This window comes from Saccharopolyspora hordei (assembly GCF_013410345.1).
In the GTDB taxonomy this organism is placed as follows: Bacteria; Actinomycetota; Actinomycetes; order Mycobacteriales; family Pseudonocardiaceae; genus Saccharopolyspora; species Saccharopolyspora hordei.
Genome location: NZ_JACCFJ010000001.1, coordinates 2840544 through 2860013, shown reverse-complemented (window position 1 = coordinate 2860013; position 19470 = coordinate 2840544). Strand labels below are relative to the sequence as shown.

Here is a 19470-nt window from a genome sequence, read left to right as displayed (position 1 = left end):
GTCACGGCCCAGGTCACAGGCGGAGCCGGCGGATCAACGGGTCGTCGGGTTCGCGCGGCTCCACGCGGACGCGGGCGTCCGGGACCTGCGCGCCCCGGTCCGTGACGATCACCGGGTTCAGGTCCATCTCCACCACGCCCGGCAGCAGCTCGGCCATCCGCGCGGCCCGCAGGAGCACGTCGACCACGGCGTCGGCGTCCACCGGTCGGTCGGCGTGCGGGCCGACGAGGTGGGGCGCGGCCCGCAGCTCGTGGAGCATGTCGTGGGCGTCCCGGTCGGTCAGCGGCACGAGCCGTCGGCTGCGGTCGGCGATCAGCTCCGCATCGGTGCCGCCCAGGCCGAGGACGACCACCGGACCGAAGGCGGCCTCGCGGTACACCCCGACCAGCAACTCCCGTCCCGGTTCGACCACGGGCTGCAGCACGGCACCGCGGAACCTGGCGCCGAACTCGGCCGCCAGCCGTGCCCAGGCCGCGCGGAGCTCGGCGACCGTCGCGATCCCGAGCACGACTCCCCCGGCGCGTGCCTTGTGCAGGACACCGTCGGCCCGGACCTTGAGCGCGGCGCTCCCGCTGACCGCGCGGAACGCCGCGAGCGCGTCCTCCTCGCTGGTGCACACCGTCGACGGCACGACCGGGAGGCCGAACGCGGCGAGGAGGTCCTGCACCTGGCGGGGGTCGAGCCACCCGCCCCCGCTGGGCAGCTGGGTCAGCGCGGCGTCGACCAGCTCCCGTGCCGCGGGGACGTCGACGTGCGCGAGGTCGGGCACCACGCCCTGCGGGCGGGCCAGCCAGCGGGCGTGGGTGGTGACGTCGGCCAGCGCACGAGCGGCGAGCGAGGCGTCGGTGAACACCGGGATCCGGTGCTCGCCGACGGCGAGGGAGGTCACCGACTCCTGCTGCCCGGCCCGCACCGCGAGCACGGGCGTGGCGCACCCGGCCGCGCGGGCGCGGGTCACGGCCTCGACCAGCCCCGGGAGCGGGTCGCCGACCGCCGTCCGCAGCAGCGGCACGATGACCGCGTCGACCGCGGGGTCGTGCAGCACGACCTCCACGGCGCGGCCGAAGGTCCCGGCGTCGACCGCCGCGGTGGTGTCGACCGGGTTCCGCGCGCTCGCCTGGTCCGGCAGCAGCGTGGTGAGCTCGGCGGCCGACCGGTCCAGCGCCGCGAACTCCAGCCCCGCTCGGGCGCACGCGTCGGCGGTGAGCACGCCGAGGCCTCCGGCGTTGCTGACCACCGCCACGCGCGGGCCGTCAGGCAGTGCCTGCCAGCTGAGCGAGGCGAGCACGGCCACGAGCTCGTCGAGGTCGTCGACGCCGATCGCACCGGTCTGCCGCAGCAGCGCTTCGCGGGTGCTGCTCGGGGTCACGGCCGCCGCGGTGTGCGACAACGCGGCCTGCTGCGCGACCGGGCTGGCTCCGCTGCGCAGCACGACCAGCGGCTTGCGCCGGCAGAACCGCCGCGCCAGCCAGGCGAACTTGCGCGGGTTGCCGAACGACTCCAGGTACAGCACGCCGATGCGCGTGCGGTCGTCGCGTTCCCACCACAGCAGCATGTCGTTGCCGGACACGTCGTACTTGTCGCCGGTGGAGACCATGGTGGAGGTGCCGAGCCCCAGCGGGGCGAGTCGTTCCAGCACCGCGATCGCGACGCCACCGGACTGCGTGGCCAAGCCGACCTCGCCGGCGGGGTGGCCGGCGGCGCTGAAGGTCGCGTCCAGGCGCACCCCGGGGTCGGAGTTGGCCACGCCGAGGGAGTTCGGCCCGACCAGCCGCATCCCCCACCGGCGGACCGCACCGACGAGCCCGTCGGTGATCGCGGGACGACCGGTGATCCCGGCGCTGATCACCAGCAGTCCCCGCACACCGAGGCGTCCGCAGTCCTCCGCCACCCCGGGCACCTGCTCGGCGGGCACGCACAGCACCGCCAGGTCCGGCGCGCTGGGGAGGTCGGCCACCGAACGGGACGCGGGCAGGCCGCAGACCTCGCCGCCACGGCGGTTCACCGCGTGCACGGTCCCGGTGAACCCGCCTTCGACGAGGTTGCGCAGCACGGCGTGCCCCACCGCTGAGACCCGGTGGCTCGCCCCGACCACGGCGACCGAGGACGGGCAGAGCACCCGGCGCAGACTGGCGGTGTCGGCGACCCGCTCCCGGTCGCTCACCTCGGCGTAGTAGGGCTCTCCCGCGTCGAGCGAGAGCTTCACCTGGTACGAGGGGCCGTCCAGGCGGGCCTCGTACGGCAGCCCGCTGTCGCGGAACACGCGCAGCATCGCGGCGTTCTCGGCCAGCACCTCAGCCACGAAGGCCCGCACCCCGCGCCGGCGGGCCGCGGCGGCGAGGTGCTCCAGGAGCAGGGTCGCCACGCCGCGGGCGTGCCGGGCGTGCTCCACCAGGAACGCCACCTCGGCCACGTCGGGGACCACCACCTCGAAGTGGCCCACCCCGACCAGGCGCTCCCCGGCGAACGCGCCCAGGGCCAGCACCGCGGCACCACCGGGTTCGACCAGGCGTCGCAGGAAGCGTTCGACGGACGTGTCCGAGGCAGCGCCGAAGAACCGCAGGTAGCGGTCCTCGGCGGAGAGCGCGCTGTGCAGGCGTTCGAGCTCGCCGAGGTCGCGCGGCCCCACCGCGCGGACGGTCACCACGCTGCCGTCGGTGAGCACCGCGCGGACGGCCGGTTCCGCTCCTGGCCCGTCCGGACGGCTCCCCGTGCGCGTCGACCCCGGACCGGCTCCCCTGCCGAGCGAGTACCGCACATCCGTGAGCGGACACCCGGCGCGGCGGGGCGAACCAGGGCCCATCGGCCCTGTCGGCGGGAGCAGCGCAGTCGACAGCATCGTCACCATGGCCGCACCGCAGGGGCGTTCGCAGCAGGCCGTCGTCGTCGGGGTGGACGGTTCGGAGTCGTCGGTGCGCGCGGCGTCGTGGGCGGCGACGGAAGCGCTCCGCTCGTCGGCTCCGCTCCGCTTGGTCCTGGTCACCAACGACCCGGAGCGCGAGCCGCACGCCAAGGCGGTGGTGCGCGACGTCAGCGACACCTGCCGGCAGGTGTCGGACCAGCTGGAGATCACCGAAGAGGTCAGCACCGGGCACCCCGCCGAGGAACTGGTGCGCCTGTCGGCCTCCGCCCGGCTGGTGGTGGTCGGTTCCCGCGGGCAAGGTGCGTTCCGGGAGGTCCTGCTGGGGTCCACCAGCGCGGCGGTCGCCACGCACGCGTCCTCGCCCGTCGTGGTCGTGCCGGCTGCGCCGCTGCCGACGGCGGGGCCCGTCGTCGTCGGGGTCGCCGGCTCGCCGGGGTGCGCGCCGGCGCTGTGGTTCGCCTTCACCGCGGCCGAGGAGCTGGGCACTGAGCTGGTGGCGCTGCAGGCGCTGCCGAACGCCTACTTCATCCCCGGCCCCTACGACCACCCCGACCGCGACGAGCTCATCGCCCAGGCCGAGCAGGGGCTCGCCGACCAGGTGGCGGCCCCGAGCCGCGAGCACCCCAGCGTCCCGGTGCGCCAGGTGGTGTCGAACGTCCCGCCGGTGGAGGCGCTGCGCGAGGCCGGTCAGGACGCGCAGCTGCTCGTGGTCGGGCACCGCGGACTGGGCGGGTTCACGGGCTTGCTGGTGGGCTCGGTCGCCCGCGGGGTCCTGCACCACCCGCCGTGCCCGGTCGCGGTGGTACCGAGCTGACCGCGTGGCGGGGATGTGCGTGGTGCGGGACGCGTTCGTCGAGTGGGCACGTCGGTTCGGGCACGACGAGACCGCCGTCCTGGAGCGGCTGCAGGACGCGGCGGCGCGACACGGCCGGATCGACCGGCACGACCTGCACGCCATCGCCGAGGAGTTCGGGCGGCCGGTGGCCGCGGTGACGGGCGCGGCCGGGTACTACGCCGACCTCGGCGCGCCGCGCGGGACCCGGCACGTGCGGGTCTGCTCAGGCACCTCGTGCTTCGTCTCGGCCGGGGGCCACGCCGTTCCGCTGGCGGAGGCCGCGCTGGGCGTGCCGTCCGGACGCACCAGCGCCGACGGTTCGGTGTCGTTGGCCGAGGCGCACTGCCTCGGGTACTGCTACGCCGCACCGACCGCGCTGGACGGGCACACCCCGGTCACCGGCCCCGGCTTCGCCGACCACCTGCACTGCGGTCCCGGGCCGGCCCCGGCTCCCGCGATCCCCTTCCACGTGGCCTCCCGGCAGGCCGTGGTGCTCGCGGGGCTGACCGGAGCGGACCGACCGTGGCAGGTGTGGCCGCAGGTCGTCCGCACCGGCTCCGCCACCGAGGTCCGCGCCGAGGTGGCGGTCGCCGGGCTGCGCGGCCGAGGTGGTGCGGAGTTCCCGGTGGCGGCCAAGTGGCGGGCCGCCGCGACCGGTCCGGCGCCGAGGTTCGTGGTGGCCAACGGCGACGAGGGCGATCCCGGCTCCTACTGCGACCGGCTGCTCATGGAGCGCGACCCCGAGCGCGTGCTGGAAGGCCTGGCGCTCGCCGGGTTCGCGACCGGCGCGAGCCGCGGTGTGGTGTTCGTCCGCTCCGAGTACCCGGCGGCTGCCGCGACGATGGGCGCCGCGGTGGAGGCCGCCCGCGCCGCGGGACACCTGGGGCTTGGGGTGCACGGGTCGGCGGTCGACTTCGACGTCGACGTCGTGCAGGGCGCGGGTTCCTACGTCGCCGGGTAGGAGACCGCGCTGCTGCACGCCGTGCAGGGGCTGCGCGGCACCGTGCGCCCCCGGCCGCCGTACCCGACGGGTTCCGGGCTGTGGGGGCGGCCGACCGCGGTGAACAACGTCGAGACGCTCGCCGCGGTGCCCTGGGTGCTGCGCCACGGCGGTGCCGCCTACGCGAAGCTCGGCGCCCCGGCCGAGACCGGCACCAAGCTCGTCTGCCTGAGCCAGCGGTTCCGCAACCCCGGCGTGTACGAGGTCGAGCTCGTCGTCCCGCTGCGCTACCTGGTCGACGCCCTCGGCGGTGGCGTCGAACCCGGCTACCGGCTGCGGTGCCTGCAGGTCTGCGGGCCGCTCGGCGGTTTCCTCTCCCCCGACGAGCTGGACCTCCCGCTGCTCGGTGACGCCCTCGCCGACGCCGGGGTCGCGCTGGGGCACGGCAGTCTCGTCGCGGTCGACGACCGGATCACCGCGCACGAGCTGCTGCGGCACGTGTGGCGGTTCGCGGCCGCCGAGAGCTGCGGCGCCTGCACGCCCTGCCGCGTCGGCACACGACGGGGCCTGGAGCTGACCGGCGACTCGGCGGGAGCGAGGACGGTCCTGTCGCGGCAGGACGACCTGCTGGAGGTGATGGCCACCGGCAGCCTGTGCGCCTTCGGGCGCGGCGTGCCCACGGCGGTGCGCAGCCTGGTGCGCGTCTACCGGGACGAACTGCTCGCCGGAGAACCCTGATGCGCGTGCACGTCGACGTGACCACTGTGGACGTTCCGGAGGGCGCGACCGTCCTGGAGTCCGTGCGCGCCGCCGGCGCCGAGCTGCCGGCGCTGTGCCACGACGACCGGGTGTCGCCGCGCGGGTCGTGCCGGACCTGCCTGGTCGGGGCGGACGGCCGCGTCGTCGCCGCGTGCACCACGCCCGCCGTGGACGGCATGCGCGTCAGCCTCGCCGACCCCGTCGCCCGAGGTGCCGCGAGGGGTGCGCTGGAACTGGTCGTCTCGGAACTCCCCGGGCGGGCGTGGGACGTTCCGGCCGAGCGCAGCGAACTCGTCCGGGCGTGCGCCTGCTTCGGCATCCCCACCGACCGTTCGGCCCGCGGCGGCCACCAGCGCGGGGTGGACCACTCCCACCCCTACGTCAAGCTCGACCGCGACCTGTGCATCGCGTGCGGGCGGTGCGTGGCCGTGTGCGCCGAGGTGCAGGGCACCTTCGCCCTGGACCTGACCGGCCGCGGCTTCGACACCGTCGTCACGCCCGGGGACGGTGGGTCGTGGGTGTCCTCGCCCTGCGTCGGGTGCGGCGGGTGCGTGGACAGCTGCCCCACCGGCGCGCTGTCCGAGCCCGGCCTGCTCGACCCCCGGCCCACCACGTCGACGACCACGACCACCTGCGGGTACTGCGGTGTCGGCTGCACGCTCGACGTCCACGTCCGGGACGGCGAGGTCGCCGCCGTCACCCCGACCCGCGGTGCGCCGGTCAACCGCGGGCACGCCTGCGTCAAGGGCCGCTTCGCACACGGCTTCACCCGCGCCGAGGACCGCCTCACCACACCGCTGGTCCGCCGCGACGGCCGGCTCGTCCCGACCACGTGGGACGACGCCGTCCGCACGGTCGCGCACCGGTTGGCCGCCGTCCGGGACCGGCACGGCCCGGACGCCATCGCGATGATCTCCTCCGCCCGGGCCACCAACGAGGAGAACTACCTGGCGCAGAAGTTCGTCCGCACCGTCATCGGCACCAACAACGTCGACAACTGCTCCCGCCTGTGCCACGCGCCGTCCGCGACCGGGCTCAGCGCCTCCTTCGGCCTCGCCGGCGGCACCAACCCGCTCGACGACCTCGACCACACCGACTGCGTCCTGCTGGTGGGCGCCAATCCCACCGACGCGCACCCGGTCGTCGGCGCCCGCATCAAGCAGCGCGTCCTGGCCGGGGCGCGGCTGGTCGTCGTCGACCCCCGCCGCACCGAACTGGCCGCCCTCGCCGACGTCCACCTGCAGGCCGTCCCCGGCTCCAACGTCGCCGTCTTCAACGGGCTCGCCCACGTGCTCATCACCGAGGACCACCTCGACCACGACTTCCTCGACCGCCGCACCACGGGTTTCGACGCCCTCGCCGAGCTGGTGCGGGACTACCCGCCGGACACCACCGCCGAGATCGCCGGGGTGCGGGCCGCCGACCTCGTCGCCGCGGCGAGGCTCTTCGGCCAGGCACGACACCCGGCCATCGTCTACGGGCTCGGCGTCACCGAGCACCGCCACGGCACCGACGGTGTGCGCACCCTGGCCAACCTCGCCCTCCTGCGCGGCGCGGTCGGCACCCCCGGGTGCTGCGGGATCCTGCCGCTGCGCGGGCAGAACAACGTGCAGGGCGCCTCCGACATGGGGGCGCTGCCGGACCTGCTGCCCGGCTACCAGCCGGTGACCGACGCCGCGGTCCGGGACCGCTTCTCCGCTGCCTGGGGCCGGCCCGTGCCGGAACGCCCGGGACTGCGGATCCCGCAGATGTTCGACGCCGCGATCGCCGGTGAGGTGCGGGCGATCCACGTCATCGGCGAGAACGTCGTGCAGAGCGACCCGAACGCCGAGCACGTCCGCGCCGCCCTCCGCGCCTGCGACCTCGTGGTCTGCCACGACGTCTTCCCGTCCCGCACGGCCGAGCACGCCGACGTCGTGCTGCCCGCCGCCTCGTTCCTGGAGAAGGACGGCACGTTCGTCAACTTCGACCGCCGCTTCCAACGGGTCCGGCCGGCCGTCAGCCCGCCGGGAGGAGCGGCCAGCGACTTCGCCGTCCTGCACCGCATCGCCCACGCCCTCGGGGCGGACCTGGGCTGCCCCACCCCCGCCGACGCGCTCGCCGAGTGCGCCGCGCTGACCCCGGTGTTCGCCGGCCTGTCGCACCAGCGGCTCGACGCCGGAGGTCCGCTGCACTGGCCCTGCCGCGCGCCCGACCAGCCGGGCGAGGCGGTGCTGCACCTCGACCGGTTCGCCACCCCGGACGGCCGCGCCGCGCTCGCCGCGCTCCCCCACCTCCCGCCCGGGGAGCAGCCCGACGGCGAGTTCCCGTACCTGCTCATCACCGGTCGGCGGCTGGAGCACCACAACACCGGGTCCATGACCCGCCGCACCCCGAACGCCGAGCTGCTGCCCGCCGAAGCGCTCGAGATCCACCCCACCGACGCCGCGCACCTGCGCGTGGTGGACGGCGCGGACGTGACCGTCACCAGCCGGTGGGGACGGGCCGCCCTCACCGCGCACCTCACCCGGGACGTGGTGCCCGGCCAGGTGTTCGCGGCGTTCCACTTCCCGGGGGCCACCGTCAACGACCTCACCTCCCCGCACACCGACACCGCCACCGGCTGCCCGGAGTACAAGGTCACCGCCGTCCAGGTCCGTCCCGGCCCACCGTGAGGCGGGGCCGATCGCCCCTGCCGGTCGGCTCTCCCCGCCCGCACAGTGGTGGTGGCGCCGACCCGTCGTCAGGAGGACGCCATGCGAGTCGAGGAAGTCTGCCGCCCCGGAACGCTCGTCTGCGGAACGACCGAGTCGCTCACCGACGTGGCGCGAACGATGGTCGACGAGCGCGTCGGCGCCCTCGCCGTCCTCGACGGTGACCAGCTCGTCGGCATCATCTCCGAACGCGACCTCGTCCGGGCCATCGCCGAAGGGGCCGACACGGAGGGGGCCGCCGCCTACGCGTACGCGACCCACCGGGTCGAGACGGCGGCGTGCGACGAGGACACCCGGGACGTCGCGCGCCGGATGCTCGAGGCCGGCATCCGGCACATCCCGGTCAAGCGGGGCCACGAGGTCATCGGCGTGGTGTCCATGCGCGACCTCCTCACCGCCGAGACGTGGCTGTGAGGGTGGGCCGGCGTCCGTGTCGGGCCGGCGCGTGGTGATCAGCCGAGGACGGGGTCGCGGGACGCGGCTCCCGGCTCGACGCCACCCTGGTCCGGTCGGACGCCCGGCGGCACGACCACCACCGGGCAGCGCGCCCGGTGGATGCAGCGCAGCGCCGTGCTGCCCAGGACCGCGTCGGCCACCCGCCCGCTCCCGCGGTCGCCGAGCACCAGCAGCGCGGCGTCCGCCGACCGGTCCGCGAGGACCTCGGCGGCGTCCCCGTCGACGAGCTCGACGTGCACCTCCGGCCCGGACTCCCCTCCCACGCAGTCGCGCACGAGGTCGGTCAGTTCCCGCCAGCGCTGTTCGCGGACGTGGTGCGGAGCCAGTTCCGGGTGCATCAGCAGCGGACCGGCCAGGACCGCGTGCGAGTGCCACACCATGAGCACGTGCACCGGCGCACCGCGCCGACGGGCCTCGCCCCACGCCCAGCGCAGCGCGCGTGCACTCGCCGGTGAACCGTCGACACCGACCACCAAGGGTCGTCGAGCAACCATGGTCCTCCGCCCACTTCCCGCACCCGCTGCCCTGCCCCCGCGCAGACGGCTCCGCACGGGCAGGGCTGCCTGTCTCCAGCTTCGGTGCCGCTCTGGCTCCGGTTGAGGGCCTTTCGTCGCCAGGGCTGCGTCACGTCCGCTGACCACCGGGGGCGGCGGACCCCTCGGTCGCGTCTTCGGACTGTCCGCGCTGGGCGATGTCCCGGACGAGGTCGACCGCGGTGAGCACCCCGCACACCTGGTCGCCGCGCAGGACGAGCAGGGCGTCCGTGCGGGCCTCGATCATGCGCCGCGCGGCGTCGGAGAGGTCGGCGCCGGCGTCCACCCGCGGCGCCGGTGCGTGGCAGACCGACCCCACCGGGACCACCTCGCCGATGCGCTCGGCGGCGATGCCGAACAGCAGGTCGGAGGTGCTCACCAGCCCCAGGACGTCGTCGCCGCGCACCACGGCGAGGTGGTGCACGCCGCGGCGGTACATCTCCTGCAGGGCCACCATCGCGTCCAGCTCCGGCCGCACCGCGACCACCGGAGACGTCGCGAGCTCGTGCGCGCTGCTCATGGTGGTCCCACCACCTCCGGCTCCGCTGCCGTCCTGAGACGACGATCGCGTCTGCCGGGCAGACGCGCCAGGGGAGTTGGTCACCGGGTGGCGGCCGCGGCAGGGACTTCACCGACGAAGGTCGTTCGTTAGTGCGCGCACCAACGCCGCCGAGCTGGCCACACTTACCCAGGCATCCTATGCAACTCAGCGCGTCGCAAATCTGGATCACCTTGAAATTCGGACGAACAACACGTGCAGGATTGAATACTTAGCAAGGCTCATGATACATGTGGGGGTGTGGATGACGTCGCGGACGGGCTCTACGAGGTGGCCGCCTTCGTGGGGCGGCACCTCCTGGACCGGCACGGCCTGTCCAGGACGGCGATGGCCTGCCTCGGCCGCCTGAACCGCGAGGGCCCCACCCGCCTGACCGCCTTGGCCGCCTCGGAGAACGTCAGCCAGCCGTCGATGAGCCAGCTGGTCCACCGGCTCCAGCGGCAGGGCCTGGTGACCCGGACCGACGACCCCGACGACGGTCGCGCCACGCTCATCGCCATCACCGACCACGGCCGCGAGCTGATCACCGTCCTGCGCCGGGAACAGCGCCAGCGGCTCGAGAAGCTCATGGCGTCGTTGCCGGCGAACGACGCCGCCACGCTGCAGCTCGCGATGCAGGTCGCCACACCGATCGTCCGCAAGCTGACCGACCTGGCACACGACGTCGACTCCTGACGCTCCGCCGATCACCCCGCAGGCGTGCCTGCTGAACGAGATCCAGTCCGATCGAAGGAGAGATGATGGCCGCCCCGGTCGAGACCGACCCGAACGCCGTGCCGGAGTACCCCCAGCCCCGGGACGGACGGTGCCCGTTCGCCCCCGCTCCTGGTGTGCGTGACCTGCAGAGCCGCGCTCCGCTCACGCGAGTCCGCCTGTGGGACGGCAGCACTCCGTGGCTGGTCACCCGGTACGAGGACTACCGGGCGCTGCTGGCCGACCCCCGGCTCAGCGCGGACGCGACCAAGGACGGCTACCCCTCTCCCAGTGCCGGCCTGAAGGCGCGGCGGAGCACGAACCCGACGTTCATCTCGATGGACGACCCGGAGCACGCCCGGCTCCGTCGCATGGTGACCGCACCGTTCGCCATCAAGCGCGTCGAAGCGCTGCGACCGCGGGTCCAGCGCATCGTCGACGACCTCGTCGACGACCTGCTCGCCGGCCCGAAGCCCGTCGACCTGGTGGAGGCGTTCGCCCTGCCGACGCCGTCCCTGGTCATCTGCGAGCTGCTCGGCGTTCCCTACACCGACCACGACTTCTTCCAGCAGAACAGCCGGGTCCTGGTCAAGCGCGACGCCACGGCGGAGGAGTCGATGGCCGCGCAGGCACGGCTGATCGAGTACATCGACGACCTGATCGCGCGGAAGACCACCGAGCCGGCCGACGACCTGCTCTCCTCCCTCGCCGCGCGGGTCAACGACGGCGAGCTCACCCGCGCCCGCGCCGCGTCCATGGGCATGCTGCTGCTCGTCGCCGGTCACGAGACGACGGCGAACATGATCGCCCTGGGCACCCTGGCCCTGCTGGAGAACCCGGCCCAGCTGGCCCTGCTGCGCGATTCCGAGGACCCGAAGTTCGTCGCGGGCGCGGTGGAGGAGCTGCTGCGCTACCTCACCATCACGCACATGGGACGACGCCGGGTGGCGCTGGAGGACATCGAGCACGGCGGCCAGACCATCCGGGCCGGCGAGGGCGTGGTGCTCGCCGGCGAGGCCGGCAACTGGGACCCCGAGGTGTTCGACGCCCCGGACCGGCTCGACCTCACCCGGGACGCCCGGCGGCACGTCGCCTTCGGCTTCGGCGTGCACCAGTGCCTGGGACAGCCGCTCGCGCGCGTGGAGCTGCAGGTGGCCTACCCGACCCTGCTCCGCCGCGTCCCGGGACTGCGACTGGCGACGAGCGTCGACGAGGTCCCGTTCAAGCACGACGGCCAGGTCTACGGGGTCTACGAACTGCCCGTCACCTGGTGAACCCCGGAAAGGAGAACCCACTGTGAAGGTCATCGTCGACAAGGACGCCTGCGTCGGATCCGGGCAGTGCGTGCTGGCTGCCGAGGACGTCTTCGACCAGGACGACGACGGCATCGCCGTGCTGCTGCAGGAGAACCCGTCGGAGGAGCGCGCCGAGGACGTCCGCCAGGCCGCCGCCGTCTGCCCCGCACTGGCGATCCGGATCGAGGGATGAGCGCCACTCCCGAGAACGTGGTCATCGTCGGCGCGTCCGCCACCGGCCTGACCACCGCGCAACACCTGAGGAGGCAGGGCTACGAGGGGAAGCTGACCCTCGTCGGCGACGAGGAGCACCTCCCCTACGACCGCCCGCCGCTGTCCAAGCAGGTCCTGGCGGGCACCTGGGAGCCCGAGCGCGTCCTGCTCCGGAGCGAGGACGCGCTCGCCGAGCTCGACGTGACGCTCGTGCTGGGGCAGCCCGCGACGGGCCTGGACCTCGGCGCCAAGGAGCTCAGCCTCGGTGACGGCACCGCGCTGGGCTACGACGCCCTGGTGGTCGCCACCGGAGTCACGCCACGGGACCTGCCGGGGACGGACCTGGACGGCGTCCACCGCCTGCGGACGCTGGACGACGCGCTCGCGCTGCGCGCCGCGCTGCTGGCCGGTCCGAAGGTGGTCGTCGTCGGCGCCGGGTTCTTGGGTGCCGAGGTCGCCGCCGTCGCCCGGGAGATGGGGCTGGAGGTGACCCTGGTCGACCCGCTGCCGGTGCCCATGCTGCGCCAGTTCGGCCCCCAGGTCGGCGAGCTGGTCGGCGCGATGCACCGCGACCACGGCACCGTCCTGCGGTGCGGGACCGAGGTCGCGGGGTTCCGCAGCAGCGGAGGACGCGTCACGGGCGTCGAGCTCGGTGACGGATCGGTGCTCGACGCCGACGTCGTGCTCGTCGCGGTCGGGTCCGTGCCCGCGACGGGGTGGCTGGAGGGCTCCGGCCTGCCGCTGGGCAACGGTGTCGAGTGCACCGACCACTGCCGCGCGGCGCCCGACGTCTACGCCGGCGGCGACGTCGCGTCCTGGTACAACCCGCACTTCGGGACCCGGATGCGCCTGGAGCACCGGATGAACGCCACCGAGCAGGCGATGGCGATCGCCTCGGCGATCGTCGGTGACGAGCGGCCGTTCGCGCCGATCCCGTACTTCTGGACCGACCAGTACGACACCAAGCTCCAGGCCTACGGGACCTTCCCGGACGGCGCGCGGGTCCAGGTGCTCGACGGCGACCCGGACGAGCGCGCGTTCGTCGCCGCGTACCTCGTCGACGACGTGGTCGTCGGCGTGCTCGGCTGGAACCACCCGCGCACGCTGCGTGAGGCCCGCAAGCTGGTCGTCGACCGGGCGTCGCTCGACGTCGCGAGCTGAGGCCGATCCTCGCTGCGGTGCGCGGGTGATCGCCCGCGCACCGCAGCCCGATCAGGGCGTCCCCCGATCCAGGTATGTCCACTGTGGACGATCGGGCAGCGCGGCCGTGGTGGTTCGCCCCGGGGGCGCCACGGCACCCGCGGATCCCCGCAGCGGATGGTCGGCGCCCCTGTGAACCCGAGGTATCCACCTTTGGGCAATTCGGTTCGTGGAGCGGTGATCGCGTGGGACACTCCTGTCCGATGATGTCGGCCTACCTGGGGGAGACTGACATGGATCGAGCGGCGGGCACCGCCACGCTGGCGGACGCGCTCACCGAGCTGAAACGCTCCAGCGGCTACAGCTTCCAGCAGATCGGCGACCGGGCCCACCTCGGCCGCTCCACGGTGCACCGGTACTGCAGCGGGCAGAGCGTGCCCGCCAGCTTCGGCACCGTCGAGCTCATCGCGAAGGTGTGCGGCGCCGACCGGGAGACCCTCTCCCGGCTCTACCGCTTGTGGGAGCAGGCGACCGGCGCGGAGGACGCACCGGCCGCAGCACCTGTCGTCGAGGAACCGGCCCCCGCACCTCCCGCCGCGGAGGTGCCGCCGAAGCGGCACCGCTGGTGGCTGGTCGCCGTCGCCGTCGTCACCGCCGTCGTCGGCGTCTACGCGTACCTGCCGGAAGAGCGCACCGAGGTGCGACCGCGGCGCGAGATCAGCGCCCCCAGCTGGACCTTCGACCCCAGCCCGGTCTCGCCCGAGTTCGTCGGGGTCACCCTCACCGGCGCGACCGGTGCGATGCCGTCGTTCCCGGTCGGTTCGGTGCGGCTGTGGGACGCGCGGACCCGCTGGCAGGGCCTCGAGCCCGAGCGCGGCCGGTTCGACTGGACGGTGCTGGACCGGCAGCTCGCGGGCGCCGCGGCCGAGGACCTGCCGGTGGTCTACGTCTTCGGCGGCACGCCCGGCTGGGCCGCCCCGAACGGACCTCGCACGCCGTACGGGGACGGCTCCCGGTCCGCCCCGCCCGACGACCTGGCCGACTGGGAGCGGTTCGTGCGCACCCTGGTGACCCACACCGACGGGCGCATCGAGTCCTACGAGCTGTGGGACGTCGGGACCCCGCCGTTCTTCACCGGTTCCCTCGAGACGCTGGTGGAGATGACGCGGATCGCCAGCGGGGTGATCCGCGAGCTGGACCCGGACGCCAACGTGGTCTGCCCCGGCTTCACCGACCTGTGGGAGCCCGCGAACCAGCGGGTCGTGCAGCGCTTCGCCGAGCTGGGCGGCTACCAGCACTGCGACTACGTCGCGGTCAAGCTGAACCCGCGCCGCGCCTCGGACCCGCCCGAGACGATGATGGACCTCGCCGAGGAGGTCGAGCAGACGCTGGCCCGCGCCCGGCTCGAGCCGGCGCTGTGGGCCACCGGGTGGGGACCCGAGGTCACCCAGCAGGCCCGGGTGGACCCCGAACTCGCCGCCGACCACGCGGTCCGCTCCTACCTGGTCGCGCTCTGGCGCTGGTACGACCGCTCCTACTCCTCCAGCTGGGGCGTCCCGTCGCAGGCCGGCGCTTCCACGCCGAACCGGGCCGGTCTGTTCCTCGGTGAGCTGCACCGCTGGCTCGCGGACGCGGAGATCACCTCCTGCGGCCACGGCGTGGAAGCGCACCTGCCGGACAACGTGTGGCAGTGCCGGTTCCTCCGGCGGGGCACGCCGTTCCTCATCCGGTGGACCCACGAGGGCACCGCGCGCGTGGCGCCCGACCCCGGCACCACGACGGTCCGGCGGCTGGACGGCACCAGCGCACCGGTCGACCCGGCGGTCCCGATGGAGGTCACCGGTCGACCGGTGCTGCTGGAGCGGGGCTGAGCCGTCACGCCGCCCCCAGCAGTTCCAGCAACCTCGGGGTGTGCAGGGCGCTGGCGGGTCTGGTGCCGGCGAACACGTCGAAGTAGGTCGCGGTGAGCTCCGGGTCGGCCTGCACCGCCCGGAGCAGCGCGAGCCGACGCTCGTTCGGCGGTGCCAGCCGCGCCACCTCGATCGTGGACCGGTACCCCGGCAACAGCGCGGCGTCGCGCTCCTGCGCGTACTGCGCCAGCGCCTGGTCGAGCAGGGCGGGGTCACCGGTGAGCCGGTCTGCCACCCGCTGCACGAGCAACTCCGCTTGGCGGAAGGCGTCGCTGATCCCGCGCGCGGTGATGGAGTCCTTGTGGTGCCCGGCGTCGCCGACCAGCGCCCAGCCGCGTCCCGCCGCCTGGCGGAAGAAGTTCTGCTGGTCACCGGTCCCGCGGAGCCGTTCGATCCGCTCCCCGCCGCGCAGCCGGTCGTGCAGCGCGGGCGCCGTGGTGCGCACCCGCTCCAGGTGCGCGCGGAGCGGGTCGGCGCGCACCTCGCCGAAGCGGGACTGCGGGAAGTAGGTCAGCACGAGGGTCGCGCCGTCGTTGGTCGGCGCCGCGGCCACCCAGCTGCCCGCCTCCTCGTAGAGCTCGACCGCGGCGGGCACACCCGTCCAGTACGAGTAGTACGCGCACGTCAGCTTCGGGTCCCGGACGGTGCACCGCGCCTCCGCGAGGCGGGCGACGGTGGAGCGCATGCCGTCCGCGCCGACCACCAGGCGGGCCCGCTCGGTGAAGCGCCGACCGCGGTGGCTGCCCTCGACCCCGACGACGCGGCCGGAGTCGTCGTGCAGCAGCCCGGTGATCCGGCACCCTTCCCGCAGCTCCGCACCGGCCGCGGTGGCGGCCTCGACCAGGATCGTGTCCAGGACGTGGCGGCGCGGCGCGTACGAGGCGCGTTGCCCGGCGACGCCGTGCGCGCAGCCTTCCACACGGACGTCGGCCACCTCGTAGCGGACCAGGTCCAGCGGCGGGCACCCCGTGGCGCGCACGGCGTCCAGCACGCCCCAGCGGGCCAGCGCCGCGACCCCGGGCTGGTGGATGACGTGGGTGGACAACGTGTCGGACGGGAACGACGCTCGATCCAGCAGCAGGACCCGGTGTCCCGCGCGAGCGAGCAGCATGGCGGTGGGTGAGCCCGCGCAGCGGGCTCCGACGACGATGGCGTCGAACATGGGCCTCAACTCCCGAGTTCGGCGCGCAGGGCCCGCCGGTCGACCTTGCCGCTGGCGTTGAGCGGCATCTGGTCGAGGACGGTGATCCGGCGCGGCAGCATGTAGGGCGGCAGGCTGTCGCCGAGCGCGGCGTGCAGCTGCTCGGCAACGCACCCGGTGCCGCAGACCGCGGCGGCCAGCTCCGGCCCGCCGTCGGTGGTCGGCACCGCGAGGACGGTGGCGTCGCGGACACCGGGCTGCCGGCGCAGCGCCGCCTCCACCTCGCCCAGCTCGATCCGGTGGCCGCGGACCTTCACCTGGTCGTCGAGACGCCCCAGGTGGACCAGCAGGCCGTCCTGCACCGCCACCCGGTCACCGGTGCGGTACCAGCCCCCGGGCAGGAAGCGCCCCTCGTCGTCGGCAGGGTCGAGGTAGCCGCCGAAGCGCTGCGGGCCACGCAAGCACAGCTCACCGCGCTCGGCCGGGGCACCGTCGTCGTCGAGCACCAGGTGCTCCACCTCGGGGAAGCAGGTGCCGATGGGCGCGGTGCCGTTGGGCGTCTCCGGCCAGTCGGCGGGGTCCTCGGGCAGCAGGTAGCCGGTGCAGGCGACGGTGAGCTCCGTCGGCCCGTAGAGGACCTCCACGGCGCTGCCCGGTGCGGCGGTCTTCCACTGGCGGACGGCGTCGAACGGGACCGCCTCGCCGCCGAAGGTGGTCCGTTCCAGCGTGGGCATGCTCGCCGGTGCGAGGGTGCCCAAGCGGGCGGCGAACGAGATCAGCGACGGGACCGAGAACCAGTGCGTGAGGCGCAGGGCGTTGACCGCCTGGACCGGGGACAGCAGCTGGCTGCGCTGCGGCACCACCAGCGTGCCGCCCTGCGACCAGGTGACGAACAGGTCGTGCACCGAGCCGTCGAAGGTGAGCTCGAAGTTGCCGGAGACCCGGCTGCCCGGGCCGATCCCGCACCGGGGCGCCACCTGCCGCAGGTAGGCGCCGAGGTTGCGGTGGCTGATCGGCACGCCCTTGGGCGTTCCGGTGGAGCCCGAGGTGAAGATGATGTAGGCGAGGTCGTCCGGCCCGGCCTCGCGGGGCGGCGCCGGGACGCCGGGCACCAGCTCCGATTCGGTGATGAGCAGGTCCACACCGGCGGCCTCGACGACACTCCGGGTCCGGGACGCCGGGTGCTCCGGGTTGAGCGGCACGACGGCCGCGCCGGCCCGCAGCGCGGCGAGGTACCCGACGTAGGCCGTCACCGAGCGGCCGGCCAGGAGGCCGACCCGCTGGGCGCCGCCCCCGGCCAGGCGCGCGGCCAGCTCCTCCGCCCGACCACGCAGTTCGTCGTAGGTCAGCCGCTCCCCCGCAACCTCCAGCGCGACGGCGTCGCCGAAGGCGTCCGCGGAGCGCTCGAACCAGGCGTAGGCGTTCTGCGGCTCGGTCATCGCGCGGCCCCCTCCAGCTCGCGCGCCCAGCGGCGCAGGTCGCCGACGGTGCGCACCTGGTCCAGCTCCCCGAGGTCCACTTCGCGACCGGTGCGCTTCTGGAGCTCGACGACCAGCTGCAGCTTCGCGAGCGAGTCGATGCCGATGTCGACGAGCGCGGAGTCGGCGTGGAAGCGGGTCCGGGTGTGCCGGCCCAGGATCCAGGTCGCCAGGTCGTCGCCCTCGTCGTGCTGCTCACCGGGCCAGTACCGCTGGGTCTGCCACGGGTAGGTGGGCAGCGGGACGAACGCGCCGTCGGGGCCGAACACCTCGTCCCAGTCGACCGGTCCGCCGGCGCAGTACTGGTCGGCGATCTCGGCCAGGACCGGATCGGCCGGCGCTCTGCCCTTCCCCTCGAGCGCGTCGGCGAGCTCGGCGTGCGAGCGGCCCACGACGGCGAGGCGGTGCTGCAGGTGCTGGCGGCGCGTCGCCGCGCTGCGGCAGATGTCGCGCAGCGCGAACCCGGCGCCCGGCCCCCGGAGGTGGTCGACGTACGCGCGGGCCAGGTCGGCGAGGGCTTCGGGCGTCGCGGCCGACAGGACCAGCAGGTGCTCGTCGGCCGGATCAGCCTGGTCCTCCCGCGGTTCCTGCGGTTCGGCCTGCCGCAGGACCACGTGCGCGTTCAACGCGGACGAGCCCTGCGCGGACACCCCGGCGACCGCCGGACGTCCGAGCTCGGGCAGGTCCCGCAACCGGGCCGGGATCTCCAGCGGCAGCTCGTCCCAGGGCACCTGCGGGTTCGGGTCCACGACGTGCAGGCTCGCCGGGACCTGGTGGTGCTCCAGGCACAGCACCGCCTTGATCAGCCCGGTCAGGCCCGACGCCGCTTCGGCGTGCCCGACGTTCGACTTGACCGAGCCCACCAGCAGTGGCCGGTCCGCCGGGCGTCCCTCGCCGAGGACCCGGTCCAGCGCGGTGAGCTCCAGCGGGTCCAGCAGCGGGGACCCGGAGCCGTGCGCTTCCACGAAGTCCACATCGGACGGACTCAGTCCGGCGTCCGCGCAGGCGAGTCGCAGCACGTCGCACTGCCCGGTCAGCGACGGGCTGAGCACCGTGTCACTGGTGCGGCCGTCGTTGCCGATCGCGCTGCCGGCGATGACGGCCCGCACCCGGTCGCCGTCCGCGAGCGCGGCGGCCAGCGGCTTGAGGACGACGACGGACACCGCGTCGCTCGGCGCGTGGCCGTCGGCACGCGCGTCCCCGAACTTGCTGCGGCCATCGGGCGCCATGCCCCCGGCCTGCGACATCATGACCCCTTCGTGCGGCCGGAGCGGCAGGTTCACCCCCGCGACCAGCGCGACCGGGCTCTCCCCGGCGCGCAGGCTCTGCACCGCCTGGTGCACGGCCACCAACGACGAGGAGCAGGCGGTGTCCACCACGACGCTGGGGCCGCGCAGGTCGAAGAAGTGCGACACCCGCGCGGGCAGCAGCGACCGGACGTTGCCGAGCTGCGCAGCGGTCGCCTCCTCCAGCCCCCGCTGCAGGGCGTTCTCCAGGTAGTCGGCGCGGGAGCAGCCGACGAACACACCCGTCCGGCTGCCCGCGAGCCGGTCGGGTCGTTGGCCCGCGTCCTCCAACGCCTCCCACGCCGTCATCAGCAGCAACCGCTGCTGCGGATCGATCTCGACGGCCTCCGCATCGGACATCCCGAAGAACTCGGCGTCGAACTCCGCGATCCCGTCCACGTACCCGCCGCGTCGGGCGGCGAGCTTCCCCGGTGCCCGCCCCGGCGCGTGCAAGGCGTCCGCGTCGTAGCGCTCCGACGGCGTCACGCCCGTGGCGTCGACGCCCTCACGCAGCAGGTCCCACAGCGCGTCGGGCCCCGACGCGCCGGGGAGCCGGCAGGCCATCCCGATCACGGCGACGGATCGCGCATCCGCCGCGGCCTCCCGATCGGTGATGCCACGGAACTGTTGGTCCCCCATGTGTCCCCCATGTCTTCTCTTGTTCGGCAGCCAGCGC

16 protein-coding genes are annotated in these 19470 nt (G+C 74.4%); 10 read left to right on the top strand and 6 right to left on the bottom strand.

The genetic code is table 11. The features are described 5' to 3' along the window. Nucleotides 1–13 precede the first annotated feature (13 nt). Complete coding sequence (locus HNR68_RS13310) at nt 14–2665, bottom strand: acetate--CoA ligase family protein (RefSeq protein WP_343050119.1); 2652 nt, start codon at nt 2663–2665, stop codon at nt 14–16. A 181-nt stretch (nt 2666–2846) separates the two neighbouring features. Here HNR68_RS13310 and HNR68_RS13305 point away from each other — a divergent pair, with 181 nt between their 5' ends. The 5 genes from HNR68_RS13305 (at nt 2847) to HNR68_RS13290 (ending at nt 8504) form a co-directional block, all read left to right on the top strand. Then, a complete protein-coding gene (locus tag HNR68_RS13305; RefSeq protein WP_179720917.1) occupies nt 2847–3677 on the top strand; it encodes a universal stress protein in 831 nt (276 codons plus the stop codon). A gap of 13 nt (nt 3678–3690) precedes the next feature. Further along, a complete protein-coding gene (locus HNR68_RS26805) occupies nt 3691–4659 on the top strand; it encodes an NAD(P)H-dependent oxidoreductase subunit E (RefSeq protein ID WP_246331040.1) in 969 nt (322 codons plus the stop codon). A gap of 21 nt (nt 4660–4680) precedes the next feature. Then, the gene (locus HNR68_RS26800) at nt 4681–5376 is read left to right on the top strand and encodes an NADH-ubiquinone oxidoreductase-F iron-sulfur binding region domain-containing protein (protein ID WP_343050118.1); all 696 of its coding nucleotides are present in this window, start codon (nt 4681–4683) and stop codon (nt 5374–5376) included. Further along, nucleotides 5376–8051, top strand: coding sequence for a formate dehydrogenase subunit alpha (fdhF, locus tag HNR68_RS13295; RefSeq protein ID WP_179720915.1), 2676 nt, complete (start codon nt 5376–5378; stop codon nt 8049–8051). The genes HNR68_RS26800 and fdhF overlap by 1 nt, the downstream gene beginning before the upstream one ends. 81 nt (nt 8052–8132) lie before the next feature. Continuing rightward, on the top strand, nt 8133–8504 hold the full coding sequence (locus HNR68_RS13290; RefSeq protein WP_179720913.1) for a CBS domain-containing protein: 372 nt from the start codon (nt 8133–8135) through the stop codon (nt 8502–8504). 38 nt (nt 8505–8542) lie between these two features. Here the strand turns inward: HNR68_RS13290 and HNR68_RS13285 are convergent, their stop codons facing one another. After that, nucleotides 8543–9040, bottom strand: coding sequence for a universal stress protein (locus HNR68_RS13285; protein WP_179720910.1), 498 nt, complete (start codon nt 9038–9040; stop codon nt 8543–8545). 130 nt (nt 9041–9170) lie between these two features. Beyond that, nucleotides 9171–9599 (bottom strand): CBS domain-containing protein, encoded by a 429-nt coding sequence (locus HNR68_RS13280; protein WP_179720908.1) that lies wholly within the window; start codon nt 9597–9599, stop codon nt 9171–9173. Nucleotides 9600–9878: 279 nt separating this feature from the next. Here HNR68_RS13280 and HNR68_RS13275 point away from each other — a divergent pair, with 279 nt between their 5' ends. The 5 genes from HNR68_RS13275 to HNR68_RS13255 all read left to right on the top strand — a co-directional run bounded on the left by HNR68_RS13275 (nt 9879) and on the right by HNR68_RS13255 (nt 14850). Then, complete coding sequence (locus HNR68_RS13275; protein WP_218888293.1) at nt 9879–10313, top strand: MarR family transcriptional regulator; 435 nt, start codon at nt 9879–9881, stop codon at nt 10311–10313. Nucleotides 10314–10378: 65 nt separating this feature from the next. Next, on the top strand, nt 10379–11605 hold the full coding sequence (locus HNR68_RS13270; protein WP_179720906.1) for a cytochrome P450: 1227 nt from the start codon (nt 10379–10381) through the stop codon (nt 11603–11605). Nucleotides 11606–11627: 22 nt separating this feature from the next. Next, a complete protein-coding gene (locus HNR68_RS13265) occupies nt 11628–11819 on the top strand; it encodes a ferredoxin (RefSeq protein WP_179720904.1) in 192 nt (63 codons plus the stop codon). Then, nucleotides 11816–13000 (top strand): NAD(P)/FAD-dependent oxidoreductase, encoded by a 1185-nt coding sequence (locus HNR68_RS13260; protein WP_179720902.1) that lies wholly within the window; start codon nt 11816–11818, stop codon nt 12998–13000. Before HNR68_RS13265 ends, HNR68_RS13260 begins: the two co-directional genes overlap by 4 nt. Nucleotides 13001–13272: 272 nt before the next feature. After that, nucleotides 13273–14850, top strand: coding sequence for a helix-turn-helix domain-containing protein (locus HNR68_RS13255; RefSeq protein ID WP_179720900.1), 1578 nt, complete (start codon nt 13273–13275; stop codon nt 14848–14850). 4 nt (nt 14851–14854) lie between these two features. Here the strand turns inward: HNR68_RS13255 and HNR68_RS13250 are convergent, their stop codons facing one another. Genes HNR68_RS13250 through HNR68_RS13240 form a run of 3 tightly spaced genes read right to left on the bottom strand, consistent with a single transcriptional unit; the run spans nt 14855 to nt 19433 of the window. Continuing rightward, nucleotides 14855–16051 carry an NAD(P)/FAD-dependent oxidoreductase gene (locus tag HNR68_RS13250; protein WP_179720898.1) on the bottom strand — a complete coding sequence of 399 codons (1197 nt, stop codon included), beginning with the start codon at nt 16049–16051 and terminating at the stop codon, nt 14855–14857. Nucleotides 16052–16056: 5 nt separating this feature from the next. Next, nucleotides 16057–17469 carry an AMP-binding protein gene (locus HNR68_RS13245; RefSeq protein ID WP_179720896.1) on the bottom strand — a complete coding sequence of 471 codons (1413 nt, stop codon included), beginning with the start codon at nt 17467–17469 and terminating at the stop codon, nt 16057–16059. After that, a complete protein-coding gene (locus HNR68_RS13240; RefSeq protein WP_179720894.1) occupies nt 17466–19433 on the bottom strand; it encodes a beta-ketoacyl synthase N-terminal-like domain-containing protein in 1968 nt (655 codons plus the stop codon). Before HNR68_RS13240 ends, HNR68_RS13245 begins: the two co-directional genes overlap by 4 nt. Between the last annotated feature and the right edge of the window lie 37 nt (nt 19434–19470).

Bases quoted from the DNA above. Each gene is read 5' to 3' on its own strand.
- HNR68_RS13255 (WP_179720900.1), top strand. From the start codon at position 13,273: ATGGATCGAGCGGCGGGCACCGCCACGCTGGCGGACGCGCTCACCGAG.
- HNR68_RS26805 (WP_246331040.1), top strand. From the start codon at position 3,691: ATGTGCGTGGTGCGGGACGCGTTCGTCGAGTGGGCACGTCGGTTCGGG.
- HNR68_RS13305 (WP_179720917.1), top strand. From the start codon at position 2,847: ATGGCCGCACCGCAGGGGCGTTCGCAGCAGGCCGTCGTCGTCGGGGTG.
- HNR68_RS13260 (WP_179720902.1), top strand. From the start codon at position 11,816: ATGAGCGCCACTCCCGAGAACGTGGTCATCGTCGGCGCGTCCGCCACC.
- HNR68_RS13250 (WP_179720898.1), bottom strand. From the start codon at position 16,051: ATGTTCGACGCCATCGTCGTCGGAGCCCGCTGCGCGGGCTCACCCACC.
- HNR68_RS13285 (WP_179720910.1), bottom strand. From the start codon at position 9,040: ATGGTTGCTCGACGACCCTTGGTGGTCGGTGTCGACGGTTCACCGGCG.
- HNR68_RS13270 (WP_179720906.1), top strand. From the start codon at position 10,379: ATGGCCGCCCCGGTCGAGACCGACCCGAACGCCGTGCCGGAGTACCCC.
- HNR68_RS13245 (WP_179720896.1), bottom strand. From the start codon at position 17,469: ATGACCGAGCCGCAGAACGCCTACGCCTGGTTCGAGCGCTCCGCGGAC.
- HNR68_RS13280 (WP_179720908.1), bottom strand. From the start codon at position 9,599: ATGAGCAGCGCGCACGAGCTCGCGACGTCTCCGGTGGTCGCGGTGCGG.
- fdhF (WP_179720915.1), top strand. From the start codon at position 5,376: ATGCGCGTGCACGTCGACGTGACCACTGTGGACGTTCCGGAGGGCGCG.
- HNR68_RS13240 (WP_179720894.1), bottom strand. From the start codon at position 19,433: ATGGGGGACCAACAGTTCCGTGGCATCACCGATCGGGAGGCCGCGGCG.
- HNR68_RS13290 (WP_179720913.1), top strand. From the start codon at position 8,133: ATGCGAGTCGAGGAAGTCTGCCGCCCCGGAACGCTCGTCTGCGGAACG.